Below are 17,606 nucleotides of genomic sequence, written 5' to 3'. Positions count from 1 at the left end.
AGTCATCGCCCGCGGAAGGCGGGCGATGCAGTATCCCAGGGCCGGTGAGGGTACACAGAAGCCGCGGCGTACTGGATTCCCCGCCTTCGCGGGGAATGACAGCGGTGTGCGCGGAAAGGCCGGAAACCAACGACCGCGCGAACGACGTCGCGCCCCTACTGCTTCATCGGCGCCATCATTGCGCCGCCCTTCTTCGTGGCGGGCGCGGGCGGCTTTGCGGCGGCGGCTTGCGCGGGGAGATATTTTGCCACGATCGCAGGATCGACCTGCGCGATGTAGGTGTCCGGCAGGCGCGTCCAGCTCTCGTCCTTGCCGAGGAGCGAGATGCCGAGATAGCCGCGCAAGGTGAGCGTCTGACCATCCGGGCTGACCTTCATGTTGGCCTTCCAGATATTGCCGTCGCGCGGATTGAGCACGTTGCCGCCTTCATACTTCAGGCCGTCGCGCTTCATGTCGCGCACGAAGGACAGGCCGAGCACCGGCGCATTCTTGCGATCATCCGTGCATTTGGTGCAGGCCTCGTTCGGATCATCGCCCGGGCGCGGGAAGGTCTTTGCGATCACGCCCTCGAAGACGCCGTTGTGGTCGATGAAGAGAAACCACCCGACCTGCCTGCCGTCCTCGATCTTCTGCCAGAGGCCCGCAGCCGTGGGCTGCTGGGCCTGCGCTGCGACGGGCCGCGGCATCGCGAGCGACAGCGCGAGGCCGAGCGCGACGAACGAGAGCAGTCGGAAGCTCGAAAAGTTATTCCGCATTATGATCACCTGGCTAACCCGCGACTGGAATGGCCGCAGACTAAGGCTATTTCGCGAAGGGTTCCAGCACCAGAAACACCGGCGTGCCCTCCTCGTTCCGGCTTGGATCAGTTGACTCCGAGCTTCTTTTGCAGGCTGGACGAGGACGTCGTGTACTGGAACACCAGCCGCTTCTCCGGATAGACGTAACGGTGGGCTTTTTGCGCCATCAGCGCGCCCTCGTGGAAGCCGCACAGGATCAGCTTGATCTTGCCCGGATAGGTGTTGATGTCGCCGATCGCGAAGATGCCGGGCACGTTGGTCTCGAACGCGGATGTCTCGACCGGCACCAGGTTGTTCTCCAGCGCGATCCCCCAGTTCGCGACCGGGCCGAGCTTCATGGTAAGCCCAAAGAACGGCAGCATGGCTGTCTCTTATACACATCTCCACGCTGTGCGGCGCGGCGCGGAATTCATCGCGCCGGTGCAGCAGCGTGATGCGCTTGGCGAGCGGATGCAGATTGAGCGTCCAATCGAGCGCGGAATCGCCGCCGCCGACGATCAAGATCTCCTTGTCGCGAAACTGCTCCATCTTGCGCACGGAGTAATGCACCGAGGCGCCTTCATAGGCCTCGATCCCCGGCACTGGTGGACGCTTGGGCTGGAACGAGCCGCCGCCGGCGGCGATCACCACCACCTTGCATTCGAACACCTTGCCGGCATCGGTGGTAACGCGGAATGCGGGATCGCCGATCTTCTCCACCGTCTCCACCATCTCGCCGAGATGGAACGTCGGGTGGAACGGCTTGATCTGTTCCATCAGCGCCTCGGTGAGGCCCTGTCCCGAGATGTGCGGAATGCCGGGAATGTCGTAGATCGGCTTCTCCGGATACAGCTCGGCGCACTGGCCGCCGACCTTGTCGAGGATGTCGACGAAGTGCGCCTTCATGTCGAGAAGGCCAAGCTCGAAGGCGGCGAACAGACCGCAGGGGCCGGCGCCAATTATCAGCACATCGGTTTTGATCGCGTCGCTCATGTCGTCTCTTTATCGGTCGTTATCGGTTGGACGGCGCCCGGCGGGCAACGGAAAAGGCGCGGTTCCTGTCTAGCCAACGAGAACGGCCCAGGGAAGGCATAAAAGCATTGGCCGCCTGCCGGCAGGACTACTTGCCGGGACAGGATAACTGGGATGTAACGGCGGGGGAAATGACGGAGATCAACCGGTGAATGCACCAAGCCGCCTGGATTTAGCGCCGTGCCTTGCGGATTTCCCCTATCGTCTCAGCGACAATGTGCGCTTCGGCGATCTCGATCCCAATCAGCACGTCAACAACGCGGTCTATGCCACCTATTTCGAGACCGGCCGCGTCACGCTGATGAAGGATCCCAAGATGGGGCTGACGCCGCCGGGGCTCGCCTGGATCATGGTGCGGCTCGACATCCATTTCCGCGCCGAGTTGCACTGGCCGGGCACGATCGAGCTTGGGCTCGGCGTCGTGAAGCTGGGGCGGACGTCGGTGACCTTCGAGCAGGTCGTGTTCTGCGAAGGCAGATGCGTTGCCTCCGCGATGTCGGTCGGCGTCCTCATCGAAGAGCCCTCGCGGCGACCGACGCCGCTCACCACCGAGGTCATAGAGAAGCTGAGGCCGTGGCACAAGCGCGGCATCGAGGTCGCGCCGCCGAAAGCTCTAGATTTATAAGTTAGGCCTGCCGTTCCGGCGTCGACACCACGAGCCCGTCGAGCTCGTCGGACACCTTGATCTGGCAGGACAGGCGCGAGTTCGGGCGCACGTCGAAGCCGAAGTCGAGCATGTCCTCTTCCATCGGCGTCGGGCTGCCGACCTTCTCGCGCCAGGCTTCGTCGACATAGACGTGGCAGGTCGCGCAGGCGCAGGCGCCGCCGCATTCAGCCTCGATCCCGGGAATGGCGTTGCGGATGGCGCCTTCCATCACGGTCGCGCCGTTCTCGACTTCTACCGTGCGGGTTTCGCCCTTGTGGTCGACATAGTGAATTTTGGCCATGTGTGCTCGTGCTGCCGGAGCTTTGGAAATGAGGGAGGGTCCGGGCTGTCCTATAACGGGTCGCTTGGCGCCGCGCCATAGCGTTTTCGAGCGAAGTGGAGACCGTTTCGCGTGAAGAAAACGCGTCAGAACAAAACACTTGAGCCCGGTCCTGACCACGTCAGAACTGGGCTCTCGTGCGGTCGCCCCAGGGCAGTTTGCGGAATTGGAGACCCGGCCTCAGGCGCGGCGCAGCATCGCCTCGATCGCTTCGCGGGCGTCAGCCACGGTCTCCTTCAGCACGGCGAAGGCGCGAGTCGGGTTGTCATCGGTCCGGATCGCGCATTCGAGCTCGGCGGCCGCAGCCGCCACCGCAAAGGCACCGATCCCGCGCGCCGAGCCCTTCAGCTTGTGCGCCAGTGCGGATGCATCTGCGGGGAGCGCTGCCATCGCCGCGACCAGCCGGCTCGACTGCTCCGCGAACATCGCGAGCACCTCGGATTCGAGCTCGGCATCGCCGAGGGTCATGCGCGCGAGATGGTCGAGATCGAGGGGATGGTCGAGGGGAGCAAGCGGTGGCGAGGGCATCCAGTCCATCCGTTGCACATCAGGCGTCATGGCGCGGGCCCCGGCATCGTTGGCAACGCGCCGGTCCGGCGGCGAAGCTTTCGTCTCACCCAACCACGGAAATGGTTAATGGAACGTTAGGTGCCTTTGACCCAATTCCGCCCGCATATTGACGAAAAGTTGCCGCAATCGACAGAGTTCCGTGGAGAATTTCATTTATTGCTAAGGCCTTACGGCCCAATCCTGTTAACGATGATTAAGATTGTCTTAATCGCGGCCATTTCTTTCGCAGCGCTCTGCCAATAGGATGTTGCGGAAATTGGCGGACAAGCCGTCTCGGGTGGGGGACGGCAACGAATCCGCGTAAGCGGCATGAACCGGTCTGTGGGCTTGCGCGACACGCTGGCCGCGCGGGGGCACGTGTACTAGTAGCGAGGGCTCATACTGAACATGGCGAACACTCCCAAGAAGGTCAAAGACCCCACGGAAGTCGCGCTTTCTGCAATCCAGGAAGCCCTGAACATCAGCGATACGGCCGCGGACACTAGCCGCGCCTCTGCAGTGCGCACCGACAACGCGCCTCCGCTGCCGCCACCGGCGCCGCCTTCCTTCGATGAGCCGACCTTCGAGGCGCGTCCCACCGCGACCGAGCGACCGGTGTTCGACCCGATCGAGGAGCCGCGCACTCCGCGCCGCGCCGCCAATGACGACCGCGAGACCATCGGTCAGCTTCTCCAGGCGCTTCAGAAGGGCCGCCCTGCCCGCAACGTCTACACCTTCGCAACCGTCTTCGCCGGCATCTGGCTTGCGGCCTGTGCTGCGCTGTCCGTCGGCTTCCTGCCCTCGATCCATGCCGCCATGGGCCAGAGCGGCGGCGTGCTGGTCATCGCGGGCCTCGTCGCGATGTTCTTCGCGCCCATCATGCTGTTCTACTTCCTCGCGAGCCTCGTCTGGCGCGGCCAGGAAATGCGCATGATCGCGCAGGCGATGGCGCAGGTCGCGATCCGCTTCTCCGAGCCGGAGGGTTCGGCCTCCGACTCGATGGTCACGGTCGGCCAGGCCATCCGCCGCGAGGTCGCGGCGATGGGCGACGGCATCGAGCGCGCGATCGCGCGCGCCGGCGAACTCGAGACGCTGGTCGCGAACGAAGTCGCCGCCCTCGAGCGCGCCTATAGCGACAATGAGGTGCGCATCCGCGCCCTGCTTCAGGACATCGCGCATCAGCGCGACAACCTGGTCGGCCAGGCCGAGCAGGTCCGCAGCGCGATCTCCGGTGTGCAGATCGACCTGCGCCACGACATCGCGCTGATCTCGGACGCGATTGCCTCGCGCGTCGACGAGGTCGCAAAATCCATCACCGGTGCCCTGGAAGAGCGAGGCGCCCACATCACCAGCGCCTTGAGCAATGCCGGTGACAACATGATCCTCGCGCTCGGCGAGCGCGGCGGCGACCTTCTCGACCGCCTCGAGGAAGCCAGCAACGAGACCACGCGCGCCGTGCTCGATGCCAGCGAGCGGCTGACCACCAGTCTCAACTTCAAGACCGGCCACGTCCACGACGAGTTCGTCGACCTCGCCGACCGCGTCCACGAGATGCTGAACGAGCGCATCGACCGCATCACCGGCGAGTTCGAGCAGCGTTCATCCGCGATCGTCGACGGCATCTCGGAGCGCACCGAGCAGGTTCACGACTCCCTGAAGAACTCCTCCGACTCGCTTCTGCTCGAGCTCGAGCTGCGCTCTAGCGACCTCTCCGCCAAGATCGACGACGCCGGCAACCGGCTCGCCGGCCACATCATGACGAGCGGCGACAAGGCGAGCGAGGCTCTCGACGCCACCGTCAACACGCTGGTCGCCAAGGTCGTGAGCCAGACCGAAACCGCGCACGATTCCCTCTCCTTGCAGATGAGCGCGTTCGACGAGCTGGTGAAGAACCAGGGCGCTGATCTCGTAGAGAGGTTCGCCCGCGACTCCGGCACGCTGGGCGCGCTGATCACACGCCACATCTCCGAGTTCGACCGCACGGTGAAGACGTTCGGTGGCGAGATCGTCGAGCGCATGGGCCAGCGTACGACTGATATCGCCGAGACGCTGAAGACCTATGTCGACAATTTCGACACCCGCCTCACCTCGAATGGCGGCGAGATCACCGCGGCACTCGACCAGCGCCTGGTGCAGTTCGAAACCACGCTCGGAGAGCGCGTCACCAACCTCGACGGCTCGCTCAACAGCAAGCTCGCCAACTTCGACGGTGTGATCGAAGGCCACATCAAGACCTTCGACGATCAGCTCGGCGGCCGGGTCGTCGCGCTGGAACAGTCGTTCGACACGCGTGCGAAGTCCGTCACCGAGACGATCGACAACCGCCTCGGCACACTCTCGACGTCCTTGACCGATGGTGCATCGCAGGCGATCCAGTCGATCGACTCGCGCCTCACCCACCTCACGGCGTCGCTGACCGACGGCGCGACACAGGCGATCCAGTCGATCGACGCCCGCCTGACGCACCTGACCACGTCGCTGACCGGCGGCGCGGCGCAGGCGCTGCAGTCGATGGATACCCGCTTCACCGAGCTCACGCTCTCGCTGACCAACACAGCGGCTCAGGCGGTCCAGTCGGTCGACTCGCGGCTCACACTGCTGACCTCGACCCTGTCCGATGGCACCGCGCAGGCGATCGAAGCCGTCGACCGCCGCATCACCGGCGTGACCGAGACGATCGACGGTCGCAGCTCGCTTCTCGCCAGCACGGTCGCAGCGCGCTTCCAGGAAATCCACCAGGCCATCGAGACCAAGGTCGGCTCTGTCGCCAACGACATCGACGTGCGTGTTGCGCAGTTCGAGGACCTGCTCGGCTCGCGGGTCGAGGCCGTGGCCGGCCGCATCGAGAGCAGCGGACGTCAGGCCAGCGAAGACCTGATGTCGCGCGCGGAGATGATCTCCACGACCATCCGCTCGCATGTCGAGGACGCCGAGCGTTCGCTGACCAACCTCGTGGTCAACACCAGCGAGACCATCCAGACCGGCGCCAGGACGGCGCAGCAGTCGCTGATGACGGTGTCGTCCGACGTCAATGCACAGCTGAAGACGACCTCGTCCGACGTCAATGCGCAGCTCAAGCTGACCTCGTCCGAGGTCGAGCGCGCGCTGACCGCCGTCGGCACGGGCGCTGCGAACTCGATCCTGACCAGCGCCCGCGAGGCGCAGTCGACCCTGGTGTCCGCATCGGGCGAAGCGTCCAACCAGATCAAGTCCCTGTCGGCCGACATCGAGCGCACCCTGTCGGCGGCGGGCTCGGCCACCGCAGCTTCGATCCTGGCCGGCGCGCGCGAGGTGCAGACGTCCCTCATCACCGCTTCCTCCGATGCCGCCAACCACGTCAAGACGCTCACGGCCGACGTGCAGCGCTCGCTGTCGCTGGCCGGCAGCACGACGGCAGAGGCCATCACCGCCGGGGCACGCGACGCGCAGAGCACGCTGATCGCGGCTTCGACCGAGACGGCGAACCAGATCAAGTCGCTGTCCTCCGACGTCCAGCGTTCACTTTCGATGGCCGGCACGTCGACGGCCGAGACGATCACGGCTGGCGCGCGCGAGGCCCAAAACACCCTCGTCACCGCGTCCTCGGATGCGGCGAGCCAGGTGAAGTCGCTTGCCGCCGAAGTGCAGCGCTCGCTGTCGCAGGCAGGCCAGTTCACCGCGGAGACGATCACGACCAGCGCCCGTGACGCGCAGAGCACCCTGCTCGCGGTCTCGGCCGAGCAGACCGGCCAGGTCAAATCGCTCGCCGTCGAGATGCAGCGTTCGCTGGCCATGGCCGGCGGCGCCACCATCGAGGCGCTCACGGCCGGCGTCCGCGACGCGCAAGGAACGCTCGTCACCGCCTCCTCGGAAGCGGCGAGCCAGATCAAGTCGCTGTCTACAGACATCGAGCGGACGCTCACCGCGATCGGCGCCGATACCGCGGCGGCGATCCTCAACAGCGCACGCGAGGCGCAGTCGTCGCTGACCGCGACGTCGGCGGATGCGGCAAGCCAGATCCGCGCGATCTCGACCGACATCGAGCGGGCGCTCGGCACGGCGACCTCGAACGCCACCAACGACATCCAGACCAGCGCGCTCAATGCTCAGAATGCGCTGATATCAGCCTCGAACGAGGCAAGCTCGCGGGTCAAGTCGAGCTCGGCCGACGTCGAGCGCTCGGTGCTCGCCGCCAGCGGCTCGTTCGGCCAGGCCATGACGGCCAAGACCGACGAGATCGTCACCTATGTGCAGCAGCAGGCCGACCGCCTGTCGAACTTGATCGACGCCAAGCGCGGCACGCTGGTGGACGCGATCGGCTCGAAGACCAGCCAGCTCACGCTCGACATCGACCGCGTCACCTCCGACGCGCTGAAGTCGATCGAGACGCGCGGCCAGGCGTTCTCGCAGTCGATGTCGGGCAACGGCAACGAGGTCGCACGCACCATCAACGCGGCGAGCGAAGTCGCGACCGGCGCGGTCAACAAGTCGCTCAGGGATCTCGAGCAGGCCTCGCGCGCGGCGATCGACCAGTCGCGCCAGGTTTCGATCGCGGCGGTCACCGAGATGCAGGAGACCAGCAAGATCCTGCGCACCGACACCGTTGCCTTGTTCGAGCGTCTGCGCGAAGGCAACATCCTGCTTCAGGAGGTGCTGACCGGAGCGCACGACAACCTCAACTCGCTCGAGCGTGCGCTGGTGACCCGCGTCGCAGACTTCGTCTCGGCGATGAACGACGTCACCGCGCGCAACGGCGCGGCGACGCAGAACCTCGAAGAGCAGCTCAACGTCTTCAACACCAAGACCACGAAGGCGCTGGTCGACCTCGGCGAGCTCTCGACCCAGTTCGACGCACACGGCAAGGCGCTCGTCGATGCCGCGGCCGTCGTCGAGCAGAGCAACAAGAACACCACCGCCTCGCTCGCCGAGCGCAAGCAGGCGCTGGAATCGTTGGTCACCACGATCGACCTGCGTACCGCCGATCTCGACCAGCGGCTGTCGCGCTTCACCGGCCTGCTCGATGAATCGCTCGCCGCGGCCGAGGAGCGTGCCCGCGACATCGCGCGCGTCGTGGCGGAGACCGCCGGTGCGGGATCTGCAGCGATCACCCGCCAGTTCGAGGCGGTGCGCGCGGCTTCCGAAGAGGAGCACCGCCAGACCATCGACGCGATGCACGACATCTACCGCCAGACTACCGACGAGGCGGACACGATGTTCAAGCAGTCGGCCGAGAAGTTCGGCAATCTCGTCGCCAGCATGAAGCAGATGGCGTTCGAGATGCACAACGAGCTCGAGGCCACCCGCAACGAGCTACGCCGCGGCGTGCTCGAGATGCCGCAGGAGGCCGCCGAGAGCACCGCGCAGATGCGCAAGGTGATCGTCGACCAGATCGAGGCGCTCGCCGAGCTCAACCGCATCGTCGCCCAGCACGGCCGCGGCCTCGACGTCACGACCGCGGGCCGCGCCTCGGTTGCGCGTCAGGAAGAACCGATGCTGGCGACCGCCAACGGCAACCGCGGCACCGAAACGCGCATGCGCGATACCGGAAGCGCGTCGACCCTGCCGCCGCCGGACCTCGGCATGCCCGCCTCGCGCCGCACCGAAGCCCCGCCGGTCGCACCGGCCGGCAACGACCAGAGCCGCGACGGCTGGCTGTCGGACCTCTTGAACCGCGCCGACACCGGCCCTGCCGCCCCGACCGGCCGTGAAGGGCCGCGCGGCCGCACGGCTGCTCCGCAGCCGCCGCAGGCCCCGCAAAACGGCGGCAATCCGCTGGAGTCGCTGTCGCTCGACATCGGCCGGCTGATGGACCGCAACCTCGCCGCCGAGATGTGGGACCGCTACCAGCGCGGCGAGAACAAGGCCTTCACCAAGCGCCTCTACACGCCCGCCGGGCAGAAGGCCTTTGACGAGGTCGCCCGCAAGTATCGCGCCGACCGCAACTTCAAGGGCACGGTCGACCGCTACATCGCGGAGTTCGAACGCCTGCTCGATGAAGTCGCCCGCGACGGCCGCGGCCCGCAGGAGCTGCGCGGCCACCTCACCTCGGAGACGGGGCTCGTCTACACCCTGCTCGCCCACTCGGCAGGGCGGCTGGGGTAAGCGGTCACGCTCGCAAACAGCGAAATTAAAAGCGGAGGCCTCACGGCCTCCGTTCTTGTTTGGGTATCGAAAAGCTAGGCCGCGATACTTTCGCGCCGGAAGCGATATCAGCAGGCTCGCACTGGCACTTTATCTGGATATATGTCAGGATATAACACGTACGGATGGCTGCGATGGCCAATACTGCGCAAAAAAAAGCACTTCGAAACTACCGGGCTCGATTGACCAAGCGCGGCATGGCGCGGTTCGAGGTGCTCGGCCTCGATGCCGACCGCGAATTGATCCGATCCCTCGCCAAGCAGCTTGCCGAAGATACTGCAGAAGCTGAACGGATCCGTTCTGCCGTTCGTCAGACGATCGCCGGGCCATCGCCCAACAAGGGTGGCATCCTCGCCGCCTTGCGTCGCTCACCGCTTGTCGGGACCGATCTCAACGTCACCCGCGCGCGCGACACGGGCCGCAAGGTTGATCTGTGACGCGCTACCTCCTCGACACCAACATCATCAGCAATGTCACGAAACCAAGTCCGTCGCCAACGTTGCTGGCATGGATGGCCGAACAGAATGATCACGATCTGTTCGTCTCAGCTCTGACAATCGGAGAAATCCGACGAGGCATCCTGGAGAAACCAGCGGGAAGAAAGCGCCGCGCATTGGAAGCTTGGTTCGCGGGCCCTGAAGGGCCCCCGTTGCTATTCGCGGGCCGCGTACTGCCTTTCGACGAGCAAGCGAGCCTTGTCTGGGCGCGGCTAATGGCAGGTGGGACTGCGAACGGCAGGCCTCGCAGCGCGCTCGATATGATCATTGCGGCCGTGGCGGAGGTTCATGGATTTGTTGTCGTGACGGACAACGAGAAGGATTTCGCAGGGCTGAAATTCGTCAACCCGTTGCGAGGGCGCGAAACGGACTAATGTCGGCATTGAACTGCGCCAGATGGCGCTGTCATAGTTTCAAGCAAGCACGTCGAACAGGAATTGGCCATGGTCTTCATTCTCTCGGATGATGGGCGACGACAAATACCCTGCGGTCAAGCGTGCATTCGAGCGGTACGAAACCTATCTCGCCGAAAAGCGGACCACTTTTCCACCTCGCGCCTACGAACTTGCAACCTCCGACTGGTTCTACAATCCGAGGGATCACCGCTGCCCGCATGATGCCTGGCTGGAGTCGCTGCAAATATTGGAGAAGCCCGCCCCTCAGCCTCGCCAGCGATCCTGTTCGATCATGCTTCGTTTGCTCGGTGCGTACCATGATGGCCACATCGAGATTACGTATCCGACGGTGTACGCCTGCTCGCTTCAAGAGCTTTCGCCGAATGCGCGGTCGCACGGCGATTGGCGCTATGACGAGTTTCGAATTTCAGATCGCGGCCACTTGGTTTATGAGATCGAATGGGCCTACGGCGCTCAGTGCAAAGCGTTCGTGTGGATCATTGAAGCAGACGATATCGATTTCCGCTGGATACCTAGACAGGGAAGCGACTAGCGTCCTGCGCCTACTGCCGCTTCTGCCCCTGCGCGGCCTGAGCTGGCGCTGTGGCGCGCGCATTCGAAGGCGCAGGCGCCGGCTTCGGCGGTTCGGCCGGCGGCGGCGCCTGTTGCGCGCTGCTGTTGCTGGCGCCGAACAGGACGCGGGTCGGGTTACGGTCAAAATTGTTCACCGCGCGGCTGATGTCGCCGAGGGTGCGGCGGCCGTCGGTCATCAGTGCGCCGGAGCGCTTGTCGAAATCATCGGCGAGCTCGCGGATCGACTTCACCGCCTGGAACAGCTCGCCGCCGTCCTTGCCGCCGGCCAACGTGTTGAGGCCGAGCATGAGACTGTCGGCCTTGAGCATGACGCCGTCGACCTTGCCCATGACGGCATCGATGCGCTCTGAGTTGCGCGCGAGCGAGGTCGTGAAGGTCTCGAGATTCTTCAGCGAGTTCTTCACCGACTCCTGGTTGTCGGCGACGAGCTTGTTGATGTTCTGCAGCGTGCCGCGGATGGCCTCCGTGACGTCCTGGAGCTTGTTCGGATCGGCGGTGAGCGTCGGGATGCCGTCCTCGTCGAGCGGTGGCGCCGGGGCCGCCTCCTCGCCGCCCTTCAGCGAGATCGCGGCAACACCGGTCAGGCCCTGGAACTCGAGGCCGACCAGGGTGTCCTTGCGGATCGGGGCGTTGTTCTCGACCATGGCGAGTGCGACAACCCGACGCGGGTTGTCCAGCTTCACCGAGACCACCTCACCCACCCGGATACCGTTGAAGTTGACACTGCCACCGTTGCGCAGGCCCGCCGCCGGTCCCTCGAACACGACCCGCAGCGGGCTGCGCTGCTTGGTGGTGTGCAGCGACTGGAACCACAGCACGAAGCCGATCGCCGCGGCGATCACCGCCAGCGTGAAGGACCCGATCAGAACGTAATTCGCCCGCGTTTCCATCAAATGCTCCGGCTACATCAGCTCATGACCGCGCGGGCGCGCTTGCCATGGAAATACTGCCTCAACCAGGGATGCTGCGAAGCCTGCATGTCGGCGATCGACCCTGCAGCAATGATCTTACCGTTCCCTAAAACGGCGATGCGGTCGCAAGCTGTATAGAGGCTGTCGAGGTCGTGCGTTACCATGAAAACGGTCAGTCCCAAAGTGCGCTGGAGCGTCCTGACCAGCTCATCGAAATCGCCGGCGCCGATCGGATCGAGGCCCGATGTCGGCTCGTCCAGGAAGACCAGCTCGGGATCTAGCGCCAGCGCACGGGCCAGCGCGACACGCTTGATCATGCCGCCCGACAACTCCGACGGAAAGCGCTCGGCCACCTCCGGCTTCAGGCCCACCATGGCGAGCTTGGCCATGGTGATCTCGTCCATCAGGCGCTGCGAGACCTTCAGATATTCGCGCATCGGAAATTGGATGTTCTGCCGCACCGTCAGCGAGGAGAACAGCGCGCCCTGCTGAAACAGCACGCCCCAGCGCCGTTCGACGCCACGGCGCTGCGAGCTATTGGAGGAATCCAGATCCACGCCGAACACCTCGATACGGCCGGCGACCTTCGAGACGAGGCCGATGATGGTGCGCGTCAGCACCGATTTGCCGGCGCCGGAGGGGCCGACGAAGCCGAGGATCTCGCCGCGCTTGACGTCGAGGTTCAGCCCGTCGAGCACGCGCGTTGCGCCGAACTGCACGGTGATGTCGCGAACGCGGATGATGGGGTCTTGAATTTCGGGTGCCATCATCACATCCCGATCGATGCAAAGAAGATCGCGAACACGCCATCCATGACGATCACGAAGAAGATGCCCTTCACGACCGACGAGGTGGTGTGCTGTCCGAGCGATTCCGCACTGCCCTGCACCGCAAGGCCCTCGACGCAGGCGACGATGCCGATCACCGCCGCCATCACCGGCGCTTTCACCATGCCGACGATGAAATGGTCGATCGAGATCGCGTCGCGCAGCCGTAAGAGGAAGGCTTCCGGATCGACGCCGCCATAGAGCCAGGCAACGAGCCCGCCGCCATAGAGCGCGGCCATCGCGCCGAGGAAGGCGAGGATCGGCAACGCCAGTACCAGCGCCAACATGCGCGGCAGCACCAAGACCTCGATCGGATCGAAGCCCATGGTGCGCAGCGCGTCGATCTCCTCGCGCATCTTCATCGAGCCGAGCTCGGCGGTGTAGGCGCTGCCCGAGCGTCCGGCGACCATGATCGCGACCAGCAGCACGCCGATCTCGCGCAGCACCAGCACGCCCAGCATGTCGACGACGAAGATGTCGGCGCCGAACCTGCGGAAATGGAAGATGCCCTGCTGCGCGATGATGCAGCCGATCAGGAATGTGATCAGCACGATGATCGGCACCGCGCGCCAGCAGACCTGCTCGAGATGATGCACGGTCGAGGTCAGGCGGAACGAGCGCGGACGGATCAGCACGCGACCGCTGGCTGCGAGCACCGCACCGAGCATGTCGACGAGATCGGTCACGGTCCCGGTGAGGCCGGCGACCCCGCGGCCGATCTGCTCCAGCATGCCGGTGATGGTGATGGTGCCGGTCTCGATGACCGGCGTCGCCTTGACCCGCCGCACCTCGTCGACGAGGCTCGAATAGTTGGCCGAGAGCCCTGCGATCTGGGCCTCGACCGCGCCTTGCGTCAGGCTACGGCGCAGCCGCTCGATCAGCCAGGCGCCGAAGGTGTCGAGCTTGGAGACTTCGGAGACGTCAATGAAGATGTTCGGCTGGCTGCCGGCGAGCTTTTCGGCGTCAGCCACCATACGCTCCAGGGCCGGCGCGAAGCTCGCGGTCCAGGTTCCCGTGGCGCAAAGTGCCAGCGCGTTGCCCTTGGCAATCCGCTCCAGCTTTGGATCGCCGTTCAAGATGTCCGCTCCCTAGCGAAGGGTTCGGATGAGAAGAGATGGTTGCGCACGCGCCCTTACCTTGAAGAAGGTATCCCCAACCAGCCATAGTTAGTTGCATCAGGTAACCAGCCGGTTCAGAAATTGCCAGAGTTCTAAATGACTTCCAGCAAACTTCCAATGTTGGCGGCGCGAATCGAGCGCTTCCCGATCGCCGGCCTGTTCACGATCAGCCGGGGCGCCAAGACCGAGGCCGTGACCGTCGTGGCGGAGGTGAGCCGGGGCGGCCTGACCGGCCGCGGCGAATGCGTGCCCTATGCGCGCTACGGGGAGACCCCGGAGGTGACGCTGAGGACGCTCCAGGCCATGCAGGAGGCGATCGGGGGCGGACTGGACCGCCGCGCCCTGCAAGCCGCGATGGCCCCAGGGGCGGCCCGCAACGCCCTGGACTGCGCCCTGATCGATCTGGAAGCCAAGGAAGCGGGTCTGCGGGCCTGGAACCTGCTCGACCGCCCGGTTCCGGTAGAGCGCACCACCGCCTACACGATCTCGCTGGGTACGCCGGAGGTTATGGCGGAGGCGACGGCCAAGGCTGCGCACCGCTCGCTCCTGAAGATCAAGCTCGGCGGCGAAGGCGATCCCGAAAGGATCGCCGCTGTGCGGAAGGCGGCTCCCGAATCAGAGCTGATCGTCGATGCCAACGAGGCCTGGACGGCGGCCAATCTGGAGCGGAACCTTTCCGCCTGCGCCGAGGTCGGCGTCATCCTCGTGGAGCAGCCGCTGCCGGCCGGCCAGGACGAGGCACTGGCGCGCATCAAGCGGCCGCTCGCCGTCTGCGCCGACGAGAGCGTACATGACCGCTCCTCGCTCGCGCCGCTCCGCGAGCGCTACGATGCTGTCAACATCAAGCTCGACAAGACCGGCGGCCTGACCGAAGCGCTTGCGATGGCCGACGCGGCGCAGGCGCTGGGTTTCGAGATCATGGTCGGCTGCATGGTCGCGACCTCGCTGTCGATGGCACCCGCAATGCTGGTGACGCCGCAGGCGCGATTCGTCGATCTCGATGGGCCGCTGCTGCTGGCACGGGATCGCGATCACGGCCTGCGCTATGACGAGAGCCTCGTCTATCCGCCGGAGGCCTCGCTCTGGGGGTGAGCGAAGAGGTGATGCCGCGCGGTCCACATCAGCACCGCGCCCGTGCCGGCCATCGCAGCCATGAGGTAATACAGCGCCTCGCCATAGCGCGCATAGATCGCGCCCGAGATGATCGAGGTCGTCGAGCTCAACAGCCCGCTGGTTGCCGCGTAGTAGCCCTGCCCGCGCGCCATCTGATGCGCGGGCACGTGACGCACCAGCAGGTTCATCACACCGACCTGGGTGAGGCCGAAGCTCAGCCCGTGTGTGAGTTGGACGATCGCGAGCACTGCGACCGGCGGCTCTTGCGCCGTGATCGCCCAGCGCGCCACCGCGCTCAGACCCCCGATCACAACCAGCAGCGAGGGATGCAGCGAAAGCCGGGGCGAGACCGCAAAGACGATGATCTCCGCGAACACGCCGAGCGCCCACAGGCCCGCGATGGTCAGCCCGCCGAGCCCATGAGCCTGCCAGTTGATCGAGGCAAAGGTGTAGTAGGCGGTATGGCTGCTCTGGATCAGCGCCGCCGAGGCGATGATCGCGAGGAAGCTCGCATCGCGCAGCAGGCGCTTGCCGCCATGCGCGCCTGCGCTCTTTCGTCGCGACTCATCCAGCGGCTGAAGCGAAAGGCCGCTGAAGGCGGTGAGCGCCGCAAGCGCGACGATGACCCAGATCAGTTCGCGCGCGGCGATGACGTCGACCAGGAGCCCGCAGGCGAGCGCACCGGCGATGAACGCCACCGAGCCCCACAGCCGCAGCGGCCCGTAGTCGAGCTTGTAGCGGGTGACGCCGCGCAGCGCATAGGCGTCCGTCAGCGGCAGCAGCGGCGTCCAGAAGCAGCAGGTGACGATATAGAGCAGCAGCACCGGCAGGGGTTGATGCTGCGTGCCGACCAGCGCGAAGCCGATCGCCGACGCGAACGCGGTCAGGATCAGTGCCGCGCGCACAGCCTGGCGCCGCTCGGCGAAGCCGGTCACGAAGGGCAGTGTGGTGAAGCGCGTGACCGCAGGGACCGCGCTGATGATTCCGATCCAGGCCGGCTCGATGCCGACCGCCTTCAGCCACACCGTGAAGAAGGGCAGATGCGTGCCGAGGACGGCGAACGAGACGCTGTAGAACAGCGCCAGGTGCACGGCGAATCGCCGGCCTTGCACTGCTGCGATGGGGATTTGTGATTCGCTCTTCATCAAACCAATTGCGATTCGGTCGATATCGTGGTGATCGTTACTGTAACGCGCACTGATTTGCGCGACGAGATTGCCATGGCCACTGAAGCATTCGCCCTCTCGCCCATGTCTGCCCGCGCGGCCGAGCCGAACGAGCAGGACTACGATGCGATCCGCGAGGCCTTCATGGAGACCGCGCGCGGCCGCTGGTTCCTCGGCGAATACGCCAAGCGCAACCGCAACGCCGATACGCGCATGGTGCTCGAGGCGGTCGCGAAAATCGAGGAAACCCTAGCGGCACAACGCCAACCCGTCGTCGAAGACCGGCTGCCCGAGGCACTCGTTGCGATTCGCCGCGCCATCCGCGAGGCCGAGACGATCGCGATCGCGGCCGTCGATCCGACCCTGCTCGAGACCAGCCTCGGGCCAATCCATCGCGGTGTGCGCATCATTAGGGAGATCTCCTGGCGCTGGCGCGAGATCGGCGCCGACGGGCGAATCTGCGACCTGATTGATTCGCAGCTCGCAGCCATCGAGGCCGCCTGCGGACAGACGTCGATCATCGACCCCCGTACCGAGCTCAAGGCCGCCTTCGATCTGCTCAGGGACCACGTCGAGCGCGTCGAAACGGGAGACGCGGCGGCGACTCGCCCCCCGCCCGCTCCGGCGCCCGAGATGCTCGCGATGGCGGATGCCGAGACAGCGATGTCGGCAAGCGAGCCACCCGCAGCGGAGATGCCGCGGGAGGCCGCGACAGTTTCCGAGCCTGAGGCCACGGTTGCCGCGACCGAGGTCGTCGGCGAGGTGGCGATCAACGAGGCGATGGACGTCGCCAGCGAGCCCGAGCTGGCGGAAGGCCACATCGCGATCGAAGAAAGCGCTGCCAAACCTGCCCCCATTGCGCAAGCCGCCGACAAGTTCGCGATCGACGCCGCAGCCGAGGCGGAAGACGAAGCTATTCTCGAGCGGATCGCGATGGAGATGGCCGCGCCCGATCCCGAGTTCGACGAGGCGATCGCCGAGCCTGCTGAAGCCACAGCCCCTGTCGAGACGCCCGTCGCCGCCGAGCCGGTCTTGCCCGAACCGGCCTTGCCAGAACCAGCCTTGCAAGAACTAGCCTTGCAAGAGCCAGCTTTGCCCGAGCCGATCGCAGCCGAACCGGTCGCGCCGTTCGAGCCCGCCGTTGCGATCATGGAACGTCCGGCGCCAACGGAGGCCTTGGCAGCTCTGCATGCGACGCTACAAGCGGCTTCGCAGGCTTCGTCCCTTCCGATGCCCTCGCCGCTGTCGGAGCCGTCACTCGGCGCAACCATTCTCGCGAGCGGCATGCTGCAAAAGCCACGCCCAGCCGCCAACGATCCACTGGCGCCAATCCGCCGCATGACTCAGGCCGAGAAGATTGCGTTCTTCTCGTGAGGCGCGAGCTCGGGGAACGACACCGAGGGTGCTTCTCGTTAGCTGAAGGCGCTCCAGCTCAAGAAGCGGTTCCCAGCGTGACGCAGATCACGCCTGGCGCCATCGTGACTTGCATCACGTACACTTCATGAACCCGGTCTAGCGTCCC

General features: G+C 65.3%; 14 protein-coding genes and 1 pseudogene. 7 read left to right on the top strand and 8 right to left on the bottom strand.

Going from position 1 to position 17,606, the window contains the following annotated elements:
- Nucleotides 1-155: 155 nt before the first annotated feature.
- Together SO140_RS40420 and SO140_RS40415 are read right to left on the bottom strand one after the other, a co-directional pair.
- Nucleotides 156-755 (bottom strand): DUF2147 domain-containing protein, encoded by a 600-nt coding sequence (locus SO140_RS40420; protein WP_449383344.1) that lies wholly within the window; start codon nucleotides 753-755, stop codon nucleotides 156-158.
- Nucleotides 756-862: 107 nt separating this feature from the next.
- Nucleotides 863-1,769 (bottom strand): annotated as a pseudogene (locus tag SO140_RS40415) (NAD(P)/FAD-dependent oxidoreductase).
- 187 nt (nucleotides 1,770-1,956) lie between these two features.
- Between SO140_RS40415 and SO140_RS40410 the strand changes: the two are divergent.
- Nucleotides 1,957-2,433, top strand: a complete 477-nt coding sequence (locus SO140_RS40410) for an acyl-CoA thioesterase (protein WP_449383346.1) — start codon at nucleotides 1,957-1,959, stop codon at nucleotides 2,431-2,433.
- A 1-nt stretch (nucleotide 2,434) separates the two neighbouring features.
- Here the strand turns inward: SO140_RS40410 and SO140_RS40405 are convergent, their stop codons facing one another.
- Nucleotides 2,435-2,755: a 2Fe-2S iron-sulfur cluster-binding protein gene (locus SO140_RS40405; protein ID WP_027528626.1), complete on the bottom strand. Its 321-nt coding sequence runs from the start codon at nucleotides 2,753-2,755 to the stop codon at nucleotides 2,435-2,437.
- 219 nt (nucleotides 2,756-2,974) lie between these two features.
- Nucleotides 2,975-3,352 carry an Hpt domain-containing protein gene (locus SO140_RS40400; RefSeq protein ID WP_449383347.1) on the bottom strand — a complete coding sequence of 126 codons (378 nt, stop codon included), beginning with the start codon at nucleotides 3,350-3,352 and terminating at the stop codon, nucleotides 2,975-2,977.
- A 399-nt stretch (nucleotides 3,353-3,751) separates the two neighbouring features.
- On the opposite strand from SO140_RS40400, the gene SO140_RS40395 reads away from it, so the two are divergent.
- The 4 genes from SO140_RS40395 to SO140_RS40380 all read left to right on the top strand — a co-directional run bounded on the left by SO140_RS40395 (nucleotide 3,752) and on the right by SO140_RS40380 (nucleotide 10,908).
- Complete coding sequence (locus SO140_RS40395; RefSeq protein ID WP_449383348.1) at nucleotides 3,752-9,424, top strand: apolipoprotein A-IV repeat region-like domain-containing protein; 5,673 nt, start codon at nucleotides 3,752-3,754, stop codon at nucleotides 9,422-9,424.
- Nucleotides 9,425-9,597: 173 nt separating this feature from the next.
- A complete protein-coding gene (locus tag SO140_RS40390) occupies nucleotides 9,598-9,900 on the top strand; it encodes a hypothetical protein (protein ID WP_449383368.1) in 303 nt (100 codons plus the stop codon).
- Entirely contained in the window at nucleotides 9,897-10,334 is a 438-nt protein-coding gene (locus tag SO140_RS40385) for a type II toxin-antitoxin system VapC family toxin (RefSeq protein WP_449383349.1), read from the top strand. The genes SO140_RS40390 and SO140_RS40385 overlap by 4 nt, the downstream gene beginning before the upstream one ends.
- Before the next feature lie 88 nt (nucleotides 10,335-10,422).
- On the top strand, nucleotides 10,423-10,908 hold the full coding sequence (locus tag SO140_RS40380) for a hypothetical protein (RefSeq protein WP_449383350.1): 486 nt from the start codon (nucleotides 10,423-10,425) through the stop codon (nucleotides 10,906-10,908).
- 10 nt (nucleotides 10,909-10,918) lie between these two features.
- On the opposite strand, the gene SO140_RS40375 is transcribed toward SO140_RS40380, so the two are convergent.
- From SO140_RS40375 to SO140_RS40365, 3 genes are read right to left on the bottom strand one after another with little or no spacing between them, the layout of a single operon-like run.
- Nucleotides 10,919-11,839, bottom strand: coding sequence for an MlaD family protein (locus tag SO140_RS40375; RefSeq protein ID WP_449383351.1), 921 nt, complete (start codon nucleotides 11,837-11,839; stop codon nucleotides 10,919-10,921).
- 17 nt (nucleotides 11,840-11,856) lie between these two features.
- The gene (locus SO140_RS40370) at nucleotides 11,857-12,627 is read right to left on the bottom strand and encodes an ABC transporter ATP-binding protein (protein WP_027528623.1); all 771 of its coding nucleotides are present in this window, start codon (nucleotides 12,625-12,627) and stop codon (nucleotides 11,857-11,859) included.
- Nucleotides 12,628-12,629: 2 nt separating this feature from the next.
- Complete coding sequence (locus SO140_RS40365; RefSeq protein ID WP_449383352.1) at nucleotides 12,630-13,763, bottom strand: MlaE family ABC transporter permease; 1,134 nt, start codon at nucleotides 13,761-13,763, stop codon at nucleotides 12,630-12,632.
- Nucleotides 13,764-13,901: 138 nt separating this feature from the next.
- On the opposite strand from SO140_RS40365, the gene dgcA reads away from it, so the two are divergent.
- Nucleotides 13,902-14,897: an N-acetyl-D-Glu racemase DgcA gene (gene dgcA, locus SO140_RS40360; protein ID WP_449383353.1), complete on the top strand. Its 996-nt coding sequence runs from the start codon at nucleotides 13,902-13,904 to the stop codon at nucleotides 14,895-14,897.
- Here the strand turns inward: dgcA and SO140_RS40355 are convergent.
- Nucleotides 14,867-16,063: an MFS transporter gene (locus SO140_RS40355; RefSeq protein WP_449383354.1), complete on the bottom strand. Its 1,197-nt coding sequence runs from the start codon at nucleotides 16,061-16,063 to the stop codon at nucleotides 14,867-14,869. The genes dgcA and SO140_RS40355 overlap by 31 nt on opposite strands.
- A 75-nt stretch (nucleotides 16,064-16,138) precedes the next feature.
- Here SO140_RS40355 and SO140_RS40350 point away from each other — a divergent pair, with 75 nt between their 5' ends.
- Nucleotides 16,139-17,458, top strand: coding sequence for a hypothetical protein (locus SO140_RS40350; RefSeq protein WP_449383355.1), 1,320 nt, complete (start codon nucleotides 16,139-16,141; stop codon nucleotides 17,456-17,458).
- Nucleotides 17,459-17,606: the final 148 nt, after the last annotated feature.

This window comes from Bradyrhizobium sp. UFLA05-108 (assembly GCF_059803455.1).
Note: the sequence above shows the minus strand (reverse complement) of the source record. Positions and strands in the feature narration are given on the sequence as shown.

Coding starts and splice junctions, on each gene's coding strand:
- SO140_RS40405 (WP_027528626.1), bottom strand. CDS start 2,755: ATGGCCAAAATTCACTATGTCGACCACAAGGGCGAAACCCGCACGGTA.
- dgcA (WP_449383353.1), top strand. CDS start 13,902: ATGACTTCCAGCAAACTTCCAATGTTGGCGGCGCGAATCGAGCGCTTC.
- SO140_RS40400 (WP_449383347.1), bottom strand. CDS start 3,352: ATGACGCCTGATGTGCAACGGATGGACTGGATGCCCTCGCCACCGCTT.
- SO140_RS40375 (WP_449383351.1), bottom strand. CDS start 11,839: ATGGAAACGCGGGCGAATTACGTTCTGATCGGGTCCTTCACGCTGGCG.
- SO140_RS40420 (WP_449383344.1), bottom strand. CDS start 755: ATGCGGAATAACTTTTCGAGCTTCCGACTGCTCTCGTTCGTCGCGCTC.
- SO140_RS40370 (WP_027528623.1), bottom strand. CDS start 12,627: ATGGCACCCGAAATTCAAGACCCCATCATCCGCGTTCGCGACATCACC.
- SO140_RS40395 (WP_449383348.1), top strand. CDS start 3,752: ATGGCGAACACTCCCAAGAAGGTCAAAGACCCCACGGAAGTCGCGCTT.
- SO140_RS40350 (WP_449383355.1), top strand. CDS start 16,139: ATGGCCACTGAAGCATTCGCCCTCTCGCCCATGTCTGCCCGCGCGGCC.
- SO140_RS40380 (WP_449383350.1), top strand. CDS start 10,423: ATGATGGGCGACGACAAATACCCTGCGGTCAAGCGTGCATTCGAGCGG.
- SO140_RS40355 (WP_449383354.1), bottom strand. CDS start 16,063: ATGAAGAGCGAATCACAAATCCCCATCGCAGCAGTGCAAGGCCGGCGA.
- SO140_RS40390 (WP_449383368.1), top strand. CDS start 9,598: ATGGCCAATACTGCGCAAAAAAAAGCACTTCGAAACTACCGGGCTCGA.